At 66.8% G+C, this 20,349-nt stretch carries 14 protein-coding genes; 5 read left to right on the forward strand and 9 right to left on the reverse strand.

Going from position 1 to position 20,349, the window contains the following annotated elements; genetic code table 11:
* Positions 1-56 precede the first annotated feature (56 nt).
* The 9 genes from AC5QAH_RS06550 to AC5QAH_RS06590 all read right to left on the reverse strand — a co-directional run bounded on the left by AC5QAH_RS06550 (position 57) and on the right by AC5QAH_RS06590 (position 16,278).
* Complete coding sequence (locus AC5QAH_RS06550) at positions 57-596, reverse strand: phosphatase PAP2 family protein (protein ID WP_010483928.1); 540 nt, start codon at positions 594-596, stop codon at positions 57-59.
* On the reverse strand, positions 577-1,722 hold the full coding sequence (locus AC5QAH_RS06555) for a glycosyltransferase (RefSeq protein WP_049454892.1): 1,146 nt from the start codon (positions 1,720-1,722) through the stop codon (positions 577-579). The genes AC5QAH_RS06550 and AC5QAH_RS06555 overlap by 20 nt, the downstream gene beginning before the upstream one ends.
* A 143-nt stretch (positions 1,723-1,865) precedes the next feature.
* Entirely contained in the window at positions 1,866-4,790 is a 2,925-nt protein-coding gene (locus AC5QAH_RS06560) for a TonB-dependent receptor domain-containing protein (RefSeq protein ID WP_262088549.1), read from the reverse strand.
* A gap of 336 nt (positions 4,791-5,126) precedes the next feature.
* Positions 5,127-8,096: a TonB-dependent receptor domain-containing protein gene (locus AC5QAH_RS06565; protein WP_010483922.1), complete on the reverse strand. Its 2,970-nt coding sequence runs from the start codon at positions 8,094-8,096 to the stop codon at positions 5,127-5,129.
* Positions 8,097-8,402: 306 nt separating this feature from the next.
* Positions 8,403-9,929 (reverse strand): exopolyphosphatase, encoded by a 1,527-nt coding sequence (gene ppx, locus AC5QAH_RS06570; RefSeq protein ID WP_010483920.1) that lies wholly within the window; start codon positions 9,927-9,929, stop codon positions 8,403-8,405.
* Positions 9,930-10,295: 366 nt separating this feature from the next.
* Positions 10,296-12,383, reverse strand: a complete 2,088-nt coding sequence (gene ppk1 / locus AC5QAH_RS06575; protein WP_313411923.1) for a polyphosphate kinase 1 — start codon at positions 12,381-12,383, stop codon at positions 10,296-10,298.
* Between the two features lie 4 nt (positions 12,384-12,387).
* Positions 12,388-13,719, reverse strand: coding sequence for a phosphate regulon sensor histidine kinase PhoR (phoR, locus tag AC5QAH_RS06580; protein WP_005415460.1), 1,332 nt, complete (start codon positions 13,717-13,719; stop codon positions 12,388-12,390).
* Between the two features lie 106 nt (positions 13,720-13,825).
* The gene (gene phoB, locus AC5QAH_RS06585; protein WP_005408258.1) at positions 13,826-14,515 is read right to left on the reverse strand and encodes a phosphate regulon transcriptional regulator PhoB; all 690 of its coding nucleotides are present in this window, start codon (positions 14,513-14,515) and stop codon (positions 13,826-13,828) included.
* A 116-nt stretch (positions 14,516-14,631) separates the two neighbouring features.
* Complete coding sequence (locus tag AC5QAH_RS06590) at positions 14,632-16,278, reverse strand: M48 family metalloprotease (RefSeq protein ID WP_495232201.1); 1,647 nt, start codon at positions 16,276-16,278, stop codon at positions 14,632-14,634.
* Positions 16,279-16,420: 142 nt separating this feature from the next.
* Here AC5QAH_RS06590 and grxC point away from each other — a divergent pair, with 142 nt between their 5' ends.
* The 5 genes from grxC to AC5QAH_RS06615 all read left to right on the forward strand — a co-directional run bounded on the left by grxC (position 16,421) and on the right by AC5QAH_RS06615 (position 20,328).
* Positions 16,421-16,711: a glutaredoxin 3 gene (gene grxC / locus AC5QAH_RS06595; protein ID WP_010483913.1), complete on the forward strand. Its 291-nt coding sequence runs from the start codon at positions 16,421-16,423 to the stop codon at positions 16,709-16,711.
* On the forward strand, positions 16,708-17,100 hold the full coding sequence (locus tag AC5QAH_RS06600) for a carboxymuconolactone decarboxylase family protein (RefSeq protein ID WP_004154542.1): 393 nt from the start codon (positions 16,708-16,710) through the stop codon (positions 17,098-17,100). Before grxC ends, AC5QAH_RS06600 begins: the two co-directional genes overlap by 4 nt.
* A gap of 317 nt (positions 17,101-17,417) precedes the next feature.
* Entirely contained in the window at positions 17,418-18,422 is a 1,005-nt protein-coding gene (locus tag AC5QAH_RS06605; RefSeq protein ID WP_019659534.1) for an isocitrate dehydrogenase, read from the forward strand.
* A 200-nt stretch (positions 18,423-18,622) separates the two neighbouring features.
* Positions 18,623-19,366, forward strand: a complete 744-nt coding sequence (locus AC5QAH_RS06610; protein ID WP_125437321.1) for a cysteine hydrolase family protein — start codon at positions 18,623-18,625, stop codon at positions 19,364-19,366.
* Between the two features lie 53 nt (positions 19,367-19,419).
* Complete coding sequence (locus AC5QAH_RS06615; protein ID WP_241876895.1) at positions 19,420-20,328, forward strand: LysR family transcriptional regulator; 909 nt, start codon at positions 19,420-19,422, stop codon at positions 20,326-20,328.
* Positions 20,329-20,349 lie beyond the last annotated feature (21 nt).

Here is a 20,349-nt window from a genome sequence, read left to right on the forward strand (position 1 = left end):
CTAGGCCATCAACGATGACGGTAGCGCCGGGCCATGCGTGGCCGGCGCGGCGGCCATCACACCGGCAGCGGCAACCAGGCCAGGCTGGCCGATGCCAGCAGGATGGCAATGCCGGTGGCGGCCAGTACATCGGACGGGTAGTGCAGGCCCAGCACCACCCGCGACAGCGCGACGCCGAAGGTGAACGGGACCAGCAGCGGTGCCAGCCACGGGTAGTAGGCCAACGCGACGATGGTGAACGACACCGCGTGCAGGGTGTGCCCGGAGGGGAAGCTGAACTCATCCAGCGGTGCCACCCAGGCACGGATGCGCAGATCGGCCGCATACGGGCGGGGACGCCGGGTCCAGCGCTTGAGGCCTTTGTAGAGCAGCAGCGCGGCCAGACCGGTGGCGGCCATGTGCACGGAGGCGCGCAGTCCGTCGAAGCCGTCGAGCAGCACCAGCGCGCCCATCAGCACGTACCAGAACACGCCATCGCCGAGACGGCTGATGACCGAGAACAGGCGACGCACGCGGCGACGCCGGCAGTAGTGGTTGGCCCGGCGGCAGAGCCGCGCCTCGCGGCCGGCCAACAGCTCAAGCGGCGTGGTGCGCATGGCCGCTCCTCCGCGACTGGGCCAGCTCGGACAGCAGCGCATCGAACTCGGCAACCACCTGCTGTGGATGCAGGCGCTTCATCGCACGCGCGGCGCTGCTGCCGAATTCGCGGCGCCGTGCATCATCGGCGGCCAACTGCACGGCTGCCTCGATGAACTGCTCATCGTTTTCCACGGCCGCGCCGTTCTCGCCATCACGCACGTATTCGCGGGCCGCACCGTAGTCGAAAGCGACGGTGGCCAGGCCGCTGGCCATGCTTTCCAGGGTCACGTTGCCGAAGGTCTCGCTGCGGCTGGGAAACAGGAACAGGTCACCGCTGGCGAAATGCCGCGCCAGGGCCTCGCCGCGCTGGATGCCGCAGAAGATGAAATCCGGGTTTTCATGTGCCAGTTTTTCGCGAGCCGGGCCATCACCCACCCAGACGAAGCGGGCCTTGGGCCGGATCTGCTGCAGGCGCCGGAAGGCTTTCACCGCCAGGCCAAGGTTCTTTTCCGCAGCGATGCGGCCGACATGGATCGCGACCAGGCCATTGCCGTCCACGCCCCATTCCTCGCGCAGCCCCGGGTCGCGCCGGCCCGGATCGAACTGCTGACTGTCGACCGCACGTGCCAGCAGGCGTACACGTTCGAAACCCTGTTCGCCGAGGAACTGCTGCAGTTCGCGGGTGGGTACCAGCGTTGCGTCGGCCTGGTTGTGGAACCGGCGCATCCAGCGCATCGCAGCGGCCTGCAGCCAGGCGACGCCGTAGTCGGGCAGGTACTCGTCGAAGCGGGTGTGGAAACCACTGGCGACTGGAATGCCAAGGCGGCGCGCGGTGCGCAGCGCCGACCAGCCCAGCGGGCCTTCGGTGGCGATGTAGACCGCATCGGGGCGCTGCTGCTGCCAGTGGCGGTTGAGCCGGATCGGTGCAGGCAGGCCGAAGCGCAGGCCGGGGTAGCGTGGCAATGCGGCACCCGGAACCAGCAGCGTGCCTGGCGCCGAGTCCAGCGCTTCGCTGGTCTGGCGTGGCCGGATCAGGTCGATGTCATGGCCGGAAGTGCGCAGTCCCTGCTCCAGGCCCTGCACGGTCAGGGCAACGCCGTTCACTTCCGGCGGGTAGGTCTCGGTGACGATGGCATAGCGCATGGCGGGCCTCCGGGTTTCCGGCATGCTCGGGCCTGGCGATGTAGCGGATATGACCGCTTTGCGACCACGGGATGACGGCGGTCCGGTTCCCATGGAGCCACGGCCCCGAAGGGCCGTGGCGGTGGTACAGGGAGCGCGGTGGATCAGAAGCGCTGCTGGTATTTCATGTAGATGAAACGACCGATGTCGAAGCCACCGTAGTAGGAGAAGTTGGCGCTCGGCTGGCTGTACATGATCGGCCCCTGGCGGCCGAATACATTGTTGGCACCGATCGAGACGGTCGCATCCCATGGCAGGTTGTAGCGTGCCTGCACGTCGTGGAAGGTGACCGATCCGCGACGGTTGTAGTCACGGCTGCCACTGAACCACGGTGCGCGCTGCCCCGGGTGCGAACACTCACCCGGGTACGTGGCCGCATCCAGGCAACGTTCCTTGACCGCGGAGAAATAGCGCAGGCCCCAACCCAGGCCGAGGTTGCCACGTTCCCAGCCCAATGATGCGTTGGAGCGCACACGGAAGCCGATGCCGCCGTTGGTGGCAATGCCATTGCTGGGAATGGGGGGGGCATCCGCCTCGTTGGTGGTCCGTTCTTCCGCAGCCACCACATAGGTCGTCTTCCAGTCGGCGCTCAGCGTGCCCCAGGACGTTTCGAACTTGTGACCGATCTCCAGGTCATAGCCTTCGGCCTGGCGGAAACCGCTGTTGCGGCTGCCATAGCTGAGCGTGTTGACGATGCCCAGTTCCGGGTCGCGGGTGAAGCTGCCGCAGCGCTCGGCGATGCCCAGTTCGTAGCAGTCGCGGAGGATGTCATTGGGATGGTCGGCAACGATGGTGTTGTCGATGCGGACCTTCCACCAGTCCAGCGCGATGTTCAGTCCTTCAGCAAACGTCGGGCTCCAGACCAGGCCCAGCGTGCGGCTGGTCGAGGTTTCCGGCTTCAGGTCGGGATTGGAGCCGTTGGTGAAGGGCAGGGGCGTCTGCCCGCTGCTGCCGGTGATCGGCTCGTTGCCCTGGCCTAGCTGGCGGTAGCTGTCTGCGTTGGCGATGTCGGCGGCGCAGCGTGCACGTACCTCCGGGCTGCTGGCGGCCGCGCCATGGACGGTATCGCAGGGATCACGGAAGCCGGTGGTGAAGGTCTGCGAGCCGCCACCGTACAGATTCGAGATGGTCGGCGCACGGAAGCCCTGGGCCCAGGTGCCACGGACCAGCAACTGGTCGATCGGCTTCCAGGAGACGCCGAACTTGCTGTTGAGGGTTCCGCCGAAGGTGGTGTAGTCGGAGTAGCGCGTCGCCGTGTCGAGGGTCAGCTGGCGTGCACCGGGCAGGTCGTGCAGCAACGGCACGCTCAGCTCCAGATAGGCCTCGTCGACACGGTAGCCACCGCCGGTGGGGCCCGCCGCCAGGTTGGTAGTGGCACCGGTCTGGGCCAGCGCGTCGGGAATGAAGCGACCCTCCTCGCGGCGGCTCTCCACGCCCAGGGCGAAGCCCAGTTCCCCGGCGGGCAGCGTGGCAAGGCCGCCACTGAGGCTGGCGAACAGGTTGCGGGTGGTGTTTCGGCCACGGGTGAGTTCCTCGGGGAACAGCCAGTCCTGCAGTTCGCCGTTGCCGGTCAGGCCGTACGGGTCATCCTGGCCATACGGCACCAGCGGATTCCAGGGCTTGCAGCCGGCAATCGGCGCGTCCGGTGTGCCGCATTCCACCTTGCCGGTGGCCGGGTTGTAGAACGAAGGACCGGTGGAATCGGCGACGCGCTGCTTGTGCAGGTTGCCGGTGGCTCGCTGCTCCAGCTCGCTGCGGTTGTACTGGTAGCCGGCTTCCCAATCGAACTCGCGACCGACGAACTGGAAGCTGCCTTCAAACGCTGCGACACCCTGCCAGGTGGTCAGTTCGCTGATGCTGACGCGCGGAATCTCCCAGCTGCGGCGGTTCCAGTGCACATCGCTTGGGCGTTCATAGCCGTGGTGGCTGCCGAACGGGTTGAACCAGCTGTCGGCGGACATCGGCGTGATGCCGGCTGCACCGGACTGGAACGGATAGCCGGCAACCTGGCGCGTGGTGGTGCGTCGGTTGTAGGCCAACTGGGTGTTGAAGCGGATCTGGTCGTTCAGGTCCATGCGTGCGTCGACGAAGAGCGAATCGCGCTTGATCGGCGTCTGCACGTGCATCTGTTCGTTGCTGTTGCTGACGTCACCGGTGAACGGTGTGTTGTCACTGGGGTGGAAACTGTCCGGCCCGCCCGGCTGGCTGCCGCGATCGAGTGAATAGCTGCAGCCACGGGCGCTGCTGCAGCCCGGGCCCTTGAAGCCGACGATGCGCCCCCACTGGCCGACCGTGGTCCAGCCATCGTCCGGATGACGATCGGTATAGGTGTAGGCGCTGAAGCCGCGGTCCTTCGCCCACACGCCCTTCTCTTCGACATGCTCGGCGGCGACGCTGATCGAGGCGCGGTCATTCGACCAGCCGGCAACCACATCGTACTGGGTGCGGGCACCGTCGCCTTCGCTGAACTGCCCATGGTAGACGTTGGCAGTCACACCCTGGACGTTGCGCCGGGTGATGATGTTGACCACGCCGGCCATCGCGTCGGAACCGTAGATGGCCGAAGCGCCGTCCTTCAGTACTTCCATGCGCTCCACGGCAGCGGCGGGAATGCTGGAAATGTCCTGGTAACCCGAAGTGGTCATGCCCAGGCGCTTGCCGTTGACCAGCACCAGCGTGCGCTGCGCCCCCAGCCCGCGCATGTCCACGTAGCTGCCGCCGGAGGCTTCGCCGCTGCTGAGTGGGCTGGCGCGGCTGAGCGCGGGGCTGCCGGTCGCGGTCAGGTTCTGCAGGATGTCCGCGACGGAATTGAAGCCCTGCCGCTCGATGTCGGCGCGGCTGATGGTCAGCACCGGCTGTGCGGTTTCCAGGTCGACCTGGCGGATGCGCGAACCGGTGATCTCGATACGGTCCAGCGTGGTGGCTTCCGGTGCGTGCTGGGCGAATGCGGGGGCGGCCAGTGTGGTGGTGGCCGCCAACGCCAGTGCACGACGGATCGCCAACCCGAGTTCGGGAATACGGATGGTCATGGGTCTCTCTCTCAGTCTTCGAAGTCTTCGGAACACAGCCAAGCGGGGCTGCGTCAATTCCACCGCGGCGGTGGATGTTCGAACCTAGTGAAAGCGGGCGCGGAGACGTATGGGCAAGCGACGAAAGCACCGCAGACGGCCGTGACGCTTCTGCACAAAGCAGAAGCAAATCAACCGATTGCTCCAACCTGTGGCATTGCGGCGGACGCAGCGCAGAGGACCGTGCCCCTGATTGAACGCATCAGGGTCAATGTGGAAAGCGACAGTCTGCGCGGGGCAGAAAAAAACCACGGCCCCGAAGGGCCGTGGTCGTCGAGCTTCAACAGCGTGGATGGATCAGAAGCGCTGCTGGTACTTCATGTACATGAAACGACCGATGTCGTAGCCACCGTAGTAGGAGAACGACGAGTTCGGCTTGCTGTACATCACCGGAGCTTCCTTGCCGAACACATTGTTCGCGCCCACCGAAACGGTGGCATCCCACGGCAGGTTGTAGCGGAACTGCACGTCGTGGAAGGTCACCGCGCCGCGCTCGTTGTAAGCGGTCGGCGACTTCAGCCACGGAGCCAGGAAGGTCGGATCGGAGCATTCGTCCGGATACCGCGAGGCGTTGAGGCAGCGCTCCTTCACACCGGAGTAGTAGCGTGCCGTCCAGCTGACGCCGAAGTCACCCACATCCCAGCCCAGCACCAGGTTCGAGCGCACGCGGAAGGCAAGGCTGGTGGCGGTGCCGATGGTGTTGGCCACGCCGTTGATCGGCGTGATCGCATCACGGACATCATTGGTGGAGCGGTAGACGTTCTTGCTCACATAGGTGCTGGTCCAGCCTGCGCTCAGCTTGCCGTAGCCGGTGTCGACGCGGTAGCTGACATCCAGGTCGTAACCTTCGGTCTCGGCGAAGCCGGCGTTGCGGTTGCCGAACTTCAGGCCGGTGACGATGCCGTTGGACGGGTCGCGGGTGAAGCGGCTGCAGCGCGATTCGATGCCCTGCTCATAGCAGTCCTTCAGGATCTGGTTCGGGCTGTCACCGACGATGGTGTTGTCGATGCGGATCTTCCACCAGTCCAGCGCCACGTTGAGGTTGCTGACGAAGGTCGGGCTCCACACCAGGCCCAGCGTCTTGCTGGTCGAGGTTTCCGGAACCAGCAGTGGGTTGGAACCGGACACGAACGGCGTCGGGGTCGCATCCTGTGCCGTGGTTACCGGCGTGTTGCCCTGCTTCAGCTGGCGGAAGTTGGCGGCATCGGCGATGTCACGTGCGCAGCGCGCGCGGACTTCAGCACTGCCCTTGGCCGAGCCGAACACGGTGTCGCACGGGTCGCTGAACTGCGCGAAGGTTTCCGAACCGCCACCGTACAGATCGTTGATGGTCGGTGCGCGGAAGCCCTCGGCCCAGGTACCACGGACCAGCAGCTGGTCGATCGGCTTCCACTTGAAGCCGAACTTGCTGTTGAGCGTGTTGCCGAAGGTGTTGTACTTGGAGTAGCGGGTGGCGGCACTGAAGCTCAGCTCACGCGCACCGGGCAGGTCGGCCAGCACCGGCACGCTGAGCTCCAGGTAGGCTTCCTTCACGTTGTAGCTGCCACCGGTCGGGCCTGCGGCCAGGTTGGTGGTAGCGCCGGTCTGGGCCAGGGCATCGGGGGTGTAGCGGCCATCTTCCTTGCGGCTTTCCACGCCGAAAGCGAAGCCGAGGTCGCCGGCCGGCAGGGTCATGATGCTGCCGGACAGGTTGGCGAACGCGTTCTTGGTGGTGGTCCGGCCGGTGGTGTGCTCCGCCGGGAACAGCCAGGCCATCAGTTCTTCATTGCCGGTCAGTCCGTTCGGATCGTTCTTGCCGTAGGGCACCAGCGGGTTCCACGGCGTGCAGCCGCTGATCACCGCGCCCGGACGGCCACACATCACCTTGCCGGTGGCCGGATCCAGGAACGACGGACCCACGGCGTCACGCACGCGCTTCTTGTGCAGGTTGCCGGTGGCGGTAGCGGTCAGCTCGTTGCGGTTGTACTGGTAGCCCACGTCCCAGTCGAAGTAGCGCTGGCCGATCTCGAAGCTGCCATCCAGCGACACTACCGCACGGTAGGTCTTCAGTTCGCTGGTGCTCACACGCGGGATTTCCCAGGTGCGGCGGTTCCAGGCCACGTCGGTTGGCTTGGCATAGCCGTGCTGGTTGCCGAACGGATTGAAGTAGCTGTCCTTGGACATCAGGCCGGTAGCGGTCGGGTCGCCCGAGATGGACACCGAGCTGGACTGCAGGGGGTAGCCTGCAATCTGGCGCTCGGCCGAACGCTTGTTGTAGCCGAATTCGGTGCGCAGGTTGACCTGGTCGGTGATCTTGAAGCGACCGTCGAAGTACACCGAGTCACGCTTGAGCGGATACATGACGTGCATCTGCTCGTTGGCGTTGCTGACATCGCCGGTGAACGGGGTCGCGTCGGTCAGGTGGTAGTTGGCCGGGTTGGTCGGATCAGCGCCGCGGTTGAGCGAGTAGCCGCAACCCTGGCTGGTGTTGGTGCAGCCCGGGCCACCCTTCAGGCCGGTGACCTGGCCCCACTGGCTCAGCGTGGTCCAGTTGGAGGCATCGTTCGGGTGGCGGTCGCTCACGCCGTACTTGCTGAACCAGCGGTCCTTGGCCCAGACGCTCTTTTCTTCGGAGTGCTCCAGTGCCAGGGTCAGCGACACGCGGTCATTGCTCCAGCCGCCGACCACGTCGAAGCGGTCACGGGCGCCGTCGCCTTCGCTGTACTGGCCGTGGTAGACGTTGGCGGTCACGCCGTTGACGTTGGAACGGGTGATGATGTTGATCACGCCGGCCATCGCATCGGAACCGTAGATGGCCGAAGCGCCATCCTTCAGTACTTCAATGCGTTCCACCGCCGACACCGGCAGCGAGGACACGTCCTGCAGGCCCGAGGTGCTGATGCCCAGGCGCTTGCCGTTGACCAGCACCAGGGTGCGCTGCGCGCCCAGGTTGCGCATGTCGATGTAGGTGCCGCCGGTGTTTTCGCCCGAACTCAGTGCGTTGGCGCGGCTGATCGCCGGGCTGCCCATCGCGGTGACGTTCTGCAGGATGTCGGCCACCGAGCTGAAGCCCTGGCGCTCGATGTCCAGCCGGCTCAGTGCCAGGACCGGCTGTGCGGTCTCCACGTCCACCTGGCGGATGCGCGAGCCAGTGATCTCGATGCGATCCAGGGTGGTCGGCGCGGCAGTGCTGCCACTCTGGGCGAACGCAGGCAGCGCGGCCAGCGTCGCAGTGGTTGCCAGGGCGTAGCGGATGGCCTGCCCCAGGGGGGTGGTGCGTGAAGTCATGACGAGCTCTCTCTCTCTCAGGTCGTGCAGGGACGCCAAAAGGGGCGTCGAAGGAATCGGCCGCCGATAAGCGGACCGATGACCCGATAGTAGTCTCGTTGGTTAATGCCATGTAAAGAGGGCGTGTCGATTTGTACCAGGCTTCATCGTCAGATTTCACGAAAGCTCAACAAAAGCAGTCGCTTAGCTGTAGCCCTGAATGCGCTCCCCCGACATGATCTGCTGCATCGCAGCAGGTCAACGGGGGACGCATGCGCGAATCGTAACGGTGTGTGACCTTCTTCCCCTCGTGGGAAAGCGTGAGCCTCAGGCCACGAACGGCCGGAACTGGATGCCCAGCCCGGCGATGCCGTCGGTCTCGCCGATCAGATCGGCGCGCAGCAGCGGCCGGGCATCGATGAAGGCCTGCGGCACGATCAGCGACAGGCGGTTGTCGTCGGCGGTCAGTTCCAGCGCGGGCAGTGGATCGTCCTCATGGGCACGATTGAGCAGCACCGCCAGGCGCAGCAGGGCGGCCAGCCGGCGAGCGGTCAGCAACAGGCGCTCGGGCAGGGCGTCGAAGGCGGTCTTGGTTACGCTGCGGCGATGGCTGCGCACCAGCGCGGCCAGCATCTGCTGTTCCTGCCGCGAGAAGCCGGCGATATCCGAGTGTTCCAGTACGTAACTGCCATGCACGTGATAGCCGCTGTGCGCGATCATCAGGCCCAGCTCGTGCAGGCGTGCGGCCCAGCCGAGCATCCGCGCGTCGTCGGCATCGAGCCGCCAGCGTTCCTGCACCTGTTCCAGCAGTGACAGCGCGGTGTCCTGCACGCGATCGGCCTGCACGGTATCGATGCCGTAGCGCTGGCTGAGTGCGGACACCGATTCATCGCGCAGGTCGTTTTCGCCGGCGCGGCCGACGATGTCGTACAGGATGCCTTCGCGCATCGCCGCCTTGCTGACCAGCAGCTTCTGCAGGCCCAGTGCCTGGAAGGCGGCCTCCAGCACCAGGATGCCGCCGGCGATGATCGGGCGGCGGTCGCTGGACAGGCCCGGCAACTGGATGTCGTCGATCTTCTTGGCCTTCAGCAGTTCGTCGCGCAGCTGGGGCAGGGCCTCGGCGGTGATCGCGCCCTTGCTCAGCTTCATCGTGGCGCAGATCTCGCTGATCGCCTTGTGCGTGCCCGAAGAACCCAGTGCTTCCTGCCAGCCCAGCGCGCGGTACTTGCTGGCGAAGGGCTGGAACTCGCGGCCGATCTCGGCCAGTGCGTCCTTCCAGCGCTTCTTGCTCAGCTTGCCGCCGGGGAAGAAGCGCCGGGTGCTGGCGATGCAGCCGGCCTGCAGGCTTTCGCGCTCCAGGGTCTGCATGCCCATGCCGATGATGAATTCGGTGGAGCCGCCGCCGATGTCGATCACCAGCCGGCGCTGGCCGGGCTTGGGCGGTTGCGCGTGGGCCACGCCCAGGTAGATCAGGCGCGCTTCTTCGCGGCCGCTGACCACTTCGATGGCATGCCCGAGCGCGGTTTCGGCGGGAACCAGGAACGACTGCGGCGAGCGCAGCTGGCGCACGGTGTTGGTGGCCAGTGCACGTACCCGGTGCGGCGGCACGTTGCGGATGCGCTGGCCGAAGCGGGCCAGGCATTCCAGCGCGCGCTGCCGCGCAGCGGAGGAGAGCCCACCTTTGCCATCCAGGCCATCGGCCATGCGCACGGTCTCGCGCAGGCGGTCGATCACCCGCAGCTGGCCGAGCGTGTAGCGCGCGATGACCATGTGGAAACTATTGGAGCCAAGGTCGATGGCGGCCAGCAGGTCGCCATCCTGCAATGCGGGCGGAGTCGTGGTGGTATGCGGCATGGACGAATGTTAGCCGAAGGGGCGGTGTGCTCGTCACCGCGCGGCCTTCACATTTTGGAAGAGGGGAGTGCGGCAGGGCTGCGCCCTGCACCCGCCGAATCAACGGCAACGGCTAAAGCAAAAGCAAAAGCGGGCTATCCGTAGGATGGCGGGGTGGGTCCGATGGCAGGGGACGCCGTTAACCCGTCCATGGGGGCTTGGTCGCCGCATCCATGCGGCTCACACCCCTGCCACCGGACCCACCCCGCCTTCGACAGAATTCCGCTGCTGTTGGTAGGTGTCGACCTTGGTCGACACTGATCCAATCCCGACCAGAATCGGTGCCTGCCGCTCCTGGTAGGTGTCGACCTTGGTCGACACACCGGCTCACAGCCCCTGCATCAATGCCATCTGCGCAGAATGCGGGGCTTCGTCGTGTGCCGGGGCACGCTTGTGGTAGATGCCGTCGGCATCCAGTTCCCAGGCGTTGAGGTTGTCGTCCAGGTAGTTCTGCAGGACTTCGCGGTACACGCGCTTGGCCAGCTCCGGGTCGAGGATCGGGAAGCACGTCTCGACACGGCGCAGCAGGTTGCGTTCCAGCCAGTCGGCGCTGGCGCAGTACATCTCCGGTGCGCCGTCGTTGCCGAACCAGTAGACGCGGCTGTGCTCCAGGAAGCGGCCGACGATCGAGCGCACGCGGATGTTGTCCGAGATGCCCGGTACGCCCGGGCGCAGGGTGCAGGCGCCGCGGATGATCAGGTCGATCTGCACGCCTGCCTGCGAGGCGGCGTACAGCGCGCGCACCACCTGCGGTTCGTTCAGTGCGTTCATCTTGGCGATGATCCGCGCCGGGCGGCCGGCGGCGGCGATGCGCGTTTCGCGCTCGATGCGGCCGAGGATGCCGGAGTGCAGGGTGAAGGGCGACTGCAGCAGGCGCTTGAGCTTCATCTTCGAGGCCAGCCCGGACAGCTGCTGGAACAGCAGGTGCACGTCGTTGCCGATGTCCGCATCGGCAGTGATCAGGCTGATGTCGGTGTACGCGCGGGCGGTGCCGCTGTGGTAGTTGCCGGTGCCCAGGTGCACGTAGCGGCGCAGTTTGCGGCCCTCGCGGCGCACGATCAGCAGCATCTTTGCGTGGGTCTTGTAGCCGACCACGCCGTACACCACCTGCACGCCGGCTTCCTGCAGGCGATCGGCCAGGCCCAGGTTGGCCTCTTCGTCGAAACGTGCGCGCAGTTCAACCACCACGGTCACGTCCTTGCCGTTGCGCGCGGCCTGGATCAGCGCGTCGACGATCAGCGAATCCTTGCCGGTGCGGTACAGGGTCTGCTTGATCGCCAGTACGTTGGGGTCGATCGCCGCCTGCCGGATCAGGTCCAGCACTGCGGTGAAGGCATCGAACGGGTGGTGCAGCAGCAGGTCCTGGCGCGCCGCCGTCTCGAAGATGCCGTCGCTGTCGCGCAGCGTGCGCGGGGTCATCGGCGGGTACTTCAGGTCCGGCTGCGCGATCAGGTCGTACAGCTGGATGATGCGGTTGAGGTTGACCGGGCCGTCGATGCGGTACACCGCGTTCTCGGTCAGGCCGAAATTCTGCAGCAGGGTGCGCACGATGTCGCGTGGCATGTCCTGCGCGATTTCCAGGCGCACCGCCGGCCGGTAGCCGCGGTCGACCAGTTCGTCGCGCAGTGCCAGCGCCAGGTTCTCCACTTCCTCCTCGTCCACCACCAGCTCGGAGTTGCGGGTAACGCGGAACTGGTAGGCCCCCTGCACTTCCATGCCGGGGAACAGCTCATCGACGAAGGTGGACAGCACCGACGACAGGAACACGAAGTTCTGCGATCCGCCGAGCTTCTCCGGCAGCTGGATGATGCGCGGCAGCGAGCGCGGCGCACGCACGATGGCCAGATGGCCGGCGCGGCCGAACGCGTCGGTGCCCTTCAGCACCACCACGATGTTCAGCGACTTGTTGAGGATCTTCGGGAACGGATGCACCGGGTCCAGGCCCAGCGGCGACAGCACCGGCATGATCTCGTTGCGGAAGTAGGCGCGCAGCCAGCGCTTCTGGCGGTCGGTCCAGGAATGGCGGCCGAGCACGCCGATGCCGGCCTCCATCAGCGCCGGGCGCAGCGTCTCGTTCCAGCAGCGGTACTGCTGGTCCACCAGTTCCGCGGCGCGGTCGTGGATGGCATTGAGGATGGCCTGCGGGCTCATCCCGTCCGGCGCCGGCGGCAGGCCGAATTCCTGCGCGTGGCGCACGGCGGCGGCGCGGATCTCGAAGAACTCGTCCAGGTTGGTGCAGGAGATGCACATGAAGCGCAGCCGCTCCAGCAGCGGCACCTGCGGGTCCATCGCCTGGGCCAGCACGCGGAAATTGAAATCCAGCTGCGACAGTTCGCGGTTGATGTAGAGCGCCGGGTCACGCAGCGGATCGTTGTCCGGGCTCACGGGGAGGGGGAGGGATCCGAGGCTGCTCATGGCGTCATTCTTCGATGGAAGTCAGGGGGGCGGACTCGCGCGGGCGCACGTGGTCGGCATCGAAATGGCAGGAAAACACCGAGCCCTTGCCAACCTCGCTTTCAATCTCCAGCCGCGCATGGTGCAGGCCGAGGATGTGCTTGACGATGGACAGGCCCAGGCCGGTACCGCCGCTTTCGCGGGAGCGGCTGCTGGAGACACGGTAGAAACGTTCGGTCAGGCGCGGCAGGTGGGTGGCCGGGATGCCGTAGCCGGAATCGCGCACTGCCAGCACGGCGCCGTCGCCTTCGCGGCGGAATTCCACGGCGATGCGGCCACCGGCCGGCGTATAGCGCACCGCGTTGGTGACCAGGTTGGAGAAGGCGCTGTGCAGTTCCTTGGTCGAGCCCTGCAGGTCAACGCCGGCAAGATCGTCGATGCTGATCTGGTGGCGGCCCTGGCTGTGCGCTTCGGCTTCGCGGCGCAGGGTGGCCAGCATCGGCTGCATGGCCACGGTCTCTTCCTCGCTGTGTTCCTGCGACTCGAGGCGCGACAGCGTCAGCAGGTCTTCCACCAGCTGGGCCATGCGCTGGCTCTGCTTGCGCATTTCTTCCAGCATCGGACCGGTTCCCGGGAAATCCTCCGGGTCCATCATGTCCAGATAGCCGTGGACCACGGTGAGCGGCGTGCGCAGCTCGTGTGAAACGTTGGCGACGAAGTCGCGGCGCACCTGCTCCAGGCGCAGCAGCTTGCTGACATCGCGGGCGATCAGCAGCCAGTAATCGGAGGAATAGGGAATCAGGCGCAGGTTCAGGCGGATCGCCGGGTCGACCGGCGAGGGCACGTCGAGGATCGGCTCGGCATTGCGGCCACCAGCCAGCCAGTGCGCCAGCGGCATCGGTTGCAGGCGTTCGACCAGGGCCTCGCCGAGGTCACCCGGATGATGCAGGCCCAGCAGGGCGGTGGCCGCTTCGTTGAACCACTGCACACGCTGGCTGTTGCGGTCCAGCACCACCACGGCATCGGGCAGCGCGGCGGCGGCGGCGCGGTAGCTGCGCAGCATGTCCAGCAGGCGGCGCTTGCGCACGCGCATTTCCACCTGGTTGCGGTACAGCAGGCGGTCCAGCTCGTTCCAGACGCCGGTGCCTTCTTCGGCGGTGTCCCAGCGCTGGCGCGCGGTCAGCCGGCGCAGCACGCTGCGCAGGCGCCAGTAATGCCATGCCAGCGTGGCCAGTGCGCCCAGTGCGATGCACAACCACAGATGGCCCGTGAACCACCCCACCAATCCGGCGAACAGCAGTACCGCGGCAACGGTGGCCAGGGTCTTCAACCAGGCAGAGCGGATGTGGCGGGGCATTGCGATCTCGTCGTTGAGGTGCGGCGGTTCACTGGGGTGAACCGAGGGTTATAGCAGAGTTGCCGGCGCCGGCACCCGCAGGTGCGTGGCGCCGGCACGACGAGACTCAGGTAGCAGTGGAGAAGCGGTAGCCGGCGCCGCGCACGGTCTGCACCATGTTTTCGGCGTTGAACGGTTCCAGCGTCTTGCGCAGGCGGCGGATGTGCACGTCGATGGTGCGCTCCTCCACGTACACGCTGCCGCCCCAGACATGGTCCAGCAGCTGGGCGCGGGTGTAGACGCGCTCGGGGTGGGTCATGAAGAAGTGCAGCAGGCGGTATTCGGTGGGGCCGATCGGCACCGGCTGGTCGTTGGCGAACACGCGATGGGCGGCGCCGTCGATGCGGATCGGGCCGACGGCCACGCTGCCGTCCTCGTCATCTTCGCGGGCGCGGCGCATCACCGCACGGATGCGGGCCAGCAGTTCGCGCGCCGAGAACGGCTTGACCACATAGTCGTCGACGCCAGCTTCAAGGCCACCGACGCGATCGTTCTCTTCGCCGCGGGCGGTCAGCATGATGATCGGCACTTCGCGGGTCAGGGTTTCCTTGCGCCAGCGGCGGGCCAGGTCCAGGCCGCTGGTGCCGGGCAGCATCCAGTCCAGCAGGATCAGGTCGGGGACGCGGTCGGCGATGGCGGTCTGGGCCTCACGGGCGTCGCCGGCGTGGACCGGTTCGTAATCGCCCTTGCGCAGGGCGAAGGCGACCATTTCACGGATCGCGGGCTCGTCATCGACGATCAGGATGCGTTTCTGCACGAGGACACCGTAGGGCTCGGTTACTGGAGTGGTGCCAGTAGACTACGGTTTGATGACATGTTTGTGACTGCCTGGCCGGAACCGGCCTGGATTGCCATCGGCCGGTCATGCAGCGCTCAGCGGCGGTCCAGATCCGGGTCCTGCACGCCCTGGCGGCGCAGCTCCAGCACGGTGGGGGTGATCGCCTCGATGCGCGCATCCACCCGTGCCCGGCCGACATAGTCCAGCGCCGGATTGCGCTTGAGCGCCTGTAGCTGCATCAGCGACTGTTCCGGCCGGCCGCTGAGGAAGGCCGCCTCGGCGTAGGCCTCGCTGGCACGCACGCTGTCGCCGGCCAGTTCGCTGGCGCGGGCGTACCGCTGCTGGAAGACCGGATCGTTACCGCTTTGCGACAGCAGGGGCCGCAGCATGGCCTGCGCGCGCTGGCCGGCCTCGCGGCTGCCCTGTTCGTTCAGGATCTCGGCATAGGTCAGCGCCACCGGACGGCTGTTGGGGTGCTGGCGCAGCAGCTGCTCGAAGCGGCTGTTGGCCTGGGCGGTCTGGCCCGCACGCGATTCGGCCTCGCCCAGCCCCAGTGCCAGCCACAGATTGTCCGGGCGGGTCTGCAGCAGGCCTGCCAGGGTCTGCCGGGCCTGGGCGGCGCCGGCGCGACCGCTGCGCATCACCGCCAGCGCCTGGCCATAGCGCTGGGCATCGTTGAGGCCGTCCTTCTGGCGCTTGGCCAGATCGGCGTACTCGCGTTCCAGCTCGGGGGGGGAGTCCGCGCTGAGCACGCGCAGGCGCTCGCGCGCCCAGTCGAAGTCGCCACTGGCGCCGCGGCTGAGCTGGCCCATCGGGATGCGCAGCACGCTGCTGGGCAGCAGCGGGTTGTTTCCGCGCAACAGGGGTTCGGCCAGGCTGGGATCGGTCGGGTCCACGCGCTCCCTGCGCTCGCCACTGGGGGTGGTGGTGGTCAGCAGCACCGTGTCCTTCTTCATCTGCTCGGCGCGGGCCTTGGCCTCGCTGATGCGGGTGATGTTGACCGGGTGGGTGCGCAGGAACTCGGGCACGCTGTAGCCGCCCTCGTTGCCGCGCATCGCCGATGCCATCCGCTCGAAGAAGCCGGCCATGGCATCCACGTCGTAGCCACTGCGCGACAGGGTGCGGATGCCGAGGCGGTCGGCCTCGGACTCGTTGGAGCGGGTGTAGTTGATCTGCCGCTGCTGCATCAGGCCCATGCCGGAACTGATCGCGGCCATCGTCGCGTTGCCGGAGGAGGTGCTGTTGCTGGCCTGCGCGGCCACCACCGCCGCCAGCATGCCGAGCAGGATCGGGATCTGGTCGCGCTGGGCGCGCTCGACTCCGCGCAGCACGTGCTGCTGGGTGACGTGGGCGATTTCGTGCGACAGCACCGCGGCCACCTCGTCCTCGCGCTCGGCGGTCAGCACCAGGCCGGCATTGACCCCGATGTAGCCGCCCAGCGTGGCGAAGGCGTTGATCTGGCGGTCCTTCATCACGAAGAACGTGTACGGCTGGCGCGGCTGGTCGCTGTTGGAGCCGAGGCGGGTGCCCATGGTCTGCAGCCAGTCGTTGACCAGCGGGTCGTCCAGCAGGTAGCCGTAGTTGCGCAGCTCGCGCAGCATCATCGCGCCGTACTCGGCCTGACGGGCCGGGGTCAGCAGCTCGCCGGCCGACGAGCCGATGTCGGGCAGTTTCTCCTGGGCCTGGGCCAGCGGCGTGGCCAGGGCCAGGGTGACGGCGGTAGTCAGCAGCAGGGCTCGCAAGCAGGAGGTCCTCGGGCGGGGCGCGCCAAGCGTGGCAGGGCAGGGGGCAACCATTCGTTAATCCACAGTGTTGCGGCCGTGGCGTGGAATTTCCAGCGCACCGGTACCATATGTAGACCGTCGATCCATCGTGGAGTTTCCCGTGACAGCCCAGACCGCCGGCGGTGCCCCCGCCATCACCATCTATTCCACCGCCGTCTGCCCGTACTGCGTGGCCGCCAAGAACTTCCTGAAGAGCAAGGGCCAGCAATGGACCGAGGTCCGCATCGACCTGGACCCGGTCGAGCGCGAGAAGATGATGGCCAAGACCCGCCGTACCAGCGTGCCGCAGATCTTCGTCGGCGACGTCCATGTGGGCGGCTACGACGACATGATGGCCCTGCACCGTGAAGGCAAGCTCGAGCCGCTGCTGGCCGGGCAGGGCCAGGCATGAGCGCGGCCGACGACGGCAGCAAGGACCGCATCGCCGAGTTCACCGAGTTCCGCAAGCGCATGAACGAGCGCATCCTGGGCGAGCCGAACCAGGTGGTGCGGCGCTTCTTCGCGCTGGACACGCAGACCTACCAGGCCGGTGCGCTGGACGTGAAGACCAAGGAACTGCTGGGCCTGGTGGCCTCGATGGTGCTGCGCTGCGACGACTGCATCAGCTACCACGTGGCCCAGTGCAAGGACGCCGGGGTGACCCGTGAAGAATTCTTCGAGACCTTCTCGGTCGGCCTGGTGGTGGGCGGCTCGATCGTGATCCCGCACCTGCGCCGCGCGGTCGACTTCCTCGACCAGCTGGAAGGCGGCGCCGCCGCCCCGGCAGCGCACGAGCACTGAGGTAGCGCCGGGCCATGCCCGGCGGAGACCTGAACGAAAAGCCGCCGGGCATGGCCCGGCGCTACCGGATCACGGCCGCGCGCCGGGGCATTTCCCGCGATCCAACCGCCCAAGAGCCCCTTCTTGTTGAAGGGGCGCGCCGACAGGCGGGGGTAGAGGAGAAATGCGCGGGCAATTCTGCCTTACCCGGCTCGGACTAATTGCCTATTTGGGGTCTCCGAGCCGGGTAAGGCATAATTGCCGGTGAAACTTCCTTTGCGCCGGCGTTTCCGGGCACGTCCGGACGGCGTTTTTCCCCCTGTTCGGAACATCGATCAATGACGCAGAAAATTACGGTCATCCGCGGCGACGGCATTGGCCCGGAAATCATGGACGCCACCCTGTTCGTGCTCGACCAGCTCAAGACTGGCCTGGAGTACGAAGACGCCGACGCCGGCTTGGTGGCCCTGGAAAAGCACGGCGACCTGATGCCGGCGGTGACCCTGGAATCGATCGCGCGCAACAAGGTCGCGCTGAAGAGCCCGCTGACCACCCCGGTCGGTGGTGGCTTCACCTCGATCAACGTCAGCCTGCGCCGTCACTTCGACCTGTACGCCAACGTGCGTCCGGCCCACACCTTCCCGAACACCAAGTCGCGTTTCGACAACGTCGACCTGATCACCGTTCGTGAGAACACCGAAGGTGCGTACCTGGCCGAAGGCCAGGAAGTGTCGGCCGACGGCGAGACCGCCTTCTCCGGCACCCGCATCACCCGCAAGGGCTCCGAGCGCATCGTGCGCTACGCCTTCGAGCTGGCCAAGAGCACCGGCCGCAAGAAGGTCACCGCCGTGCACAAGGCCAACATCATCAAGTCGACCTCGGGCCTGTTCCTGAATGTCGCCCGTGAAGTGGCCGCGCAGTACCCGGACATCGAATTCCAGGAAATGATCGTCGACAACTGCTGCATGCAGCTGGTGATGCGTCCGGAACAGTTCGACGTGATCGTCACCACCAACCTGTTCGGCGACATCATCTCCGACCTGTGCGCCGGCCTCGTCGGCGGCCTGGGCCTGGCCCCGGGTGCCAACATCGGCAAGGATGCGGCGATCTTCGAAGCCGTGCACGGCACCGCGCCGGACATCGCCGGCCAGGGCAAGGCCAATCCGTGTGCGCTGCTGCTGGCAGCCGCGCAGATGCTGGACCACGTCGGCCAGCCGGAAAACGCCGAGCGCCTGCGCAAGGCCATCGTGGCGACCATGGAAGCCAAGGACTCGCTGACCGGCGACCTGGGCGGCACCGGCACCACCATGAGCTTCGCCAAGGCCATTGCCAGCCGCCTGTAAGCGGCCGGTCGGCCTCGGTTGGATCCCAGCGGGGCGCCTTCGGGCGCCCCGTTGCGTTTTCCGGTAGATCCACGCCATGCGTGGATGACGGAATGATCGGTTGTGCGGTTTTCGCACAGGTCATGTGCCCCCGCACGGCTGGTTCGTGCGCCAATCGCTCCGCATCCTGTGCCCCACACCCACCGCACAGGAACCCTCCCATGAACCTCACCGCCTTCGGCCTGGCCAGCCTGATCGGCATGGCCGCCACCGCCCCGGTCGCTGCCGCCGAACCGTCCCATCCCACCATCCGCCACATGGCCGGCGCGCCGGTCGCGGCCTCGCTGGATGCAGCGAAGACCGCCGTGCTGGTGATCGACTTCCAGAACGAATACTTCGATGCCAGCGCCGCGCCCGGCTTTGCTGGTGGCCGCATGGTCATTCCCGATGGCGTGGCCGCACTGCGCCAGGCCAGGCGGGTGGTCGAGTTCGCCGATACTCACGGCATCCGCGTGATCCACGTGCAGCATGTGTTGCCGGCCGGTGCACCGCTGTTCGCGCAGGGCAGCGTCAATGCCGCCTTCCATCGCGACCTGCAGCCGCGCAAGGGTGAGACCGTGGTGCAGAAGGACAATGTCAGCGTGTTCGCTGGCAACTCGGCCGCGATGCTCGACACGGTGCTGAAGGATGCCGGCATCGACACCCTGATCGTCACCGGCCTGCAGACCCATGCCTGTGTGGCCGGTGCTGCGCGCGACGCGGCGGCGGCACCGCGCGGCTACCGGGTGATCGTATCGTCCGATGCCAGCGCCAGCCGCGACCTGGACCTGGCCAGTGGCCAGCGCATCGATCATCGCGCGCTGCATGACGCCTCGCTGGCGCAGATCGAAGACGCCTTCGGTGATGTCATGAACACCGACGCGATCCTGGCGCTGCCGGTGCGCAAGGCCGGCGACGGCGCTTGATAAGCTGGTGGGGCCCGCATGCCGTGGGCCCCGTCACCTGGAGTCGCTCGCCGATGGATCACTTCGCCGCCCTGCGTGCGCTGCGCGCCATCGTCGACGCAGGCAGCTTCACTGCTGCTGCCGAGCGCCTGGGGACCACCCACTCGGCGATGTCACGGCAACTGCGGCAGCTGGAAGAGCATCTGCAGGTGCGACTGCTCGATCGCAACAGTCGGCGGCTGTCGTTGACCGAAGCCGGGCGCGACTATCACCGGGAGGCCGGCGTGCTGCTCGATCGCCTGCAGGAAGCGGACGACCGCGCGCGCGCCGGGCAGGCGCAGCCCAGTGGCGCCGTACGCATCAGCGTGCCGCAGGTGGTCGCCAGCCAGGAGCTGCCCCAGTGGCTGCCGTCGTTCCTGCAGCGCTACCCGCAGGTCTCGCTGGACCTGTCGGCCGATGATCAACTGGTCGACGTGGTGGGGGGCGGTTTCGACCTGGCTCTTCGCATCGCGCCCTCGTTGCCGGACAGCCAGCTGGTCGCGCGCGAACTGGCCAGCTGCCCGCGCATCCTGGTTGCTGCGCCGGCCTATCTGGCACGTCGTGGTCTGCCGCGACAGGCTGCAGATCTCGAACAACATACGCTGCTGGGATTCAGTCCCACGCCGTCAATGCCGCCCTGGCAGCTGCAGGGGCCGCGCGGTGCCAGCGTGAGCATCGAGGCCGGCCAGCGCCTGCGCGTGGATGCCACGCCCGCGCTGTATGCCGCGGCGTTGGCCGGAATGGGCATCAGCCTGTTCACCGCACTGACCGTACAGGAGGACCTGCGCGCCGGTCGTCTGATCCGCGTGTTGCCGGCCTGGCATGCCGGGCAGCGCCGCTACTTCGCGCTGTATCCGCATGCACGTGCGCTGGCGCCGAAAGTGCGTGCGCTGGTCGAGCACCTCGCGGCGCACTACGCTGCACAGGTGGGCGCGGCAGGATAGTCGCGCGGCTGCAACCGAGGT

This window comes from Stenotrophomonas sp. YJH_SMC_43 (assembly GCF_059372535.1).

Excerpts from the sequence above, each read along its gene's own strand:
- AC5QAH_RS06615 (WP_241876895.1), top strand. The coding sequence starts at position 19,420 with ATGGATCACTTCGCCGCCCTGCGTGCGCTGCGCGCCATCGTCGACGCA.
- AC5QAH_RS06550 (WP_010483928.1), bottom strand. The coding sequence starts at position 596 with ATGCGCACCACGCCGCTTGAGCTGTTGGCCGGCCGCGAGGCGCGGCTC.
- phoR (WP_005415460.1), bottom strand. The coding sequence starts at position 13,719 with ATGCCCCGCCACATCCGCTCTGCCTGGTTGAAGACCCTGGCCACCGTT.
- AC5QAH_RS06610 (WP_125437321.1), top strand. The coding sequence starts at position 18,623 with ATGAACCTCACCGCCTTCGGCCTGGCCAGCCTGATCGGCATGGCCGCC.
- AC5QAH_RS06605 (WP_019659534.1), top strand. The coding sequence starts at position 17,418 with ATGACGCAGAAAATTACGGTCATCCGCGGCGACGGCATTGGCCCGGAA.
- AC5QAH_RS06600 (WP_004154542.1), top strand. The coding sequence starts at position 16,708 with ATGAGCGCGGCCGACGACGGCAGCAAGGACCGCATCGCCGAGTTCACC.
- ppk1 (WP_313411923.1), bottom strand. The coding sequence starts at position 12,383 with ATGAGCAGCCTCGGATCCCTCCCCCTCCCCGTGAGCCCGGACAACGAT.
- AC5QAH_RS06555 (WP_049454892.1), bottom strand. The coding sequence starts at position 1,722 with ATGCGCTATGCCATCGTCACCGAGACCTACCCGCCGGAAGTGAACGGC.
- AC5QAH_RS06560 (WP_262088549.1), bottom strand. The coding sequence starts at position 4,790 with ATGACCATCCGTATTCCCGAACTCGGGTTGGCGATCCGTCGTGCACTG.
- ppx (WP_010483920.1), bottom strand. The coding sequence starts at position 9,929 with ATGCCGCATACCACCACGACTCCGCCCGCATTGCAGGATGGCGACCTG.
- AC5QAH_RS06565 (WP_010483922.1), bottom strand. The coding sequence starts at position 8,096 with ATGACTTCACGCACCACCCCCCTGGGGCAGGCCATCCGCTACGCCCTG.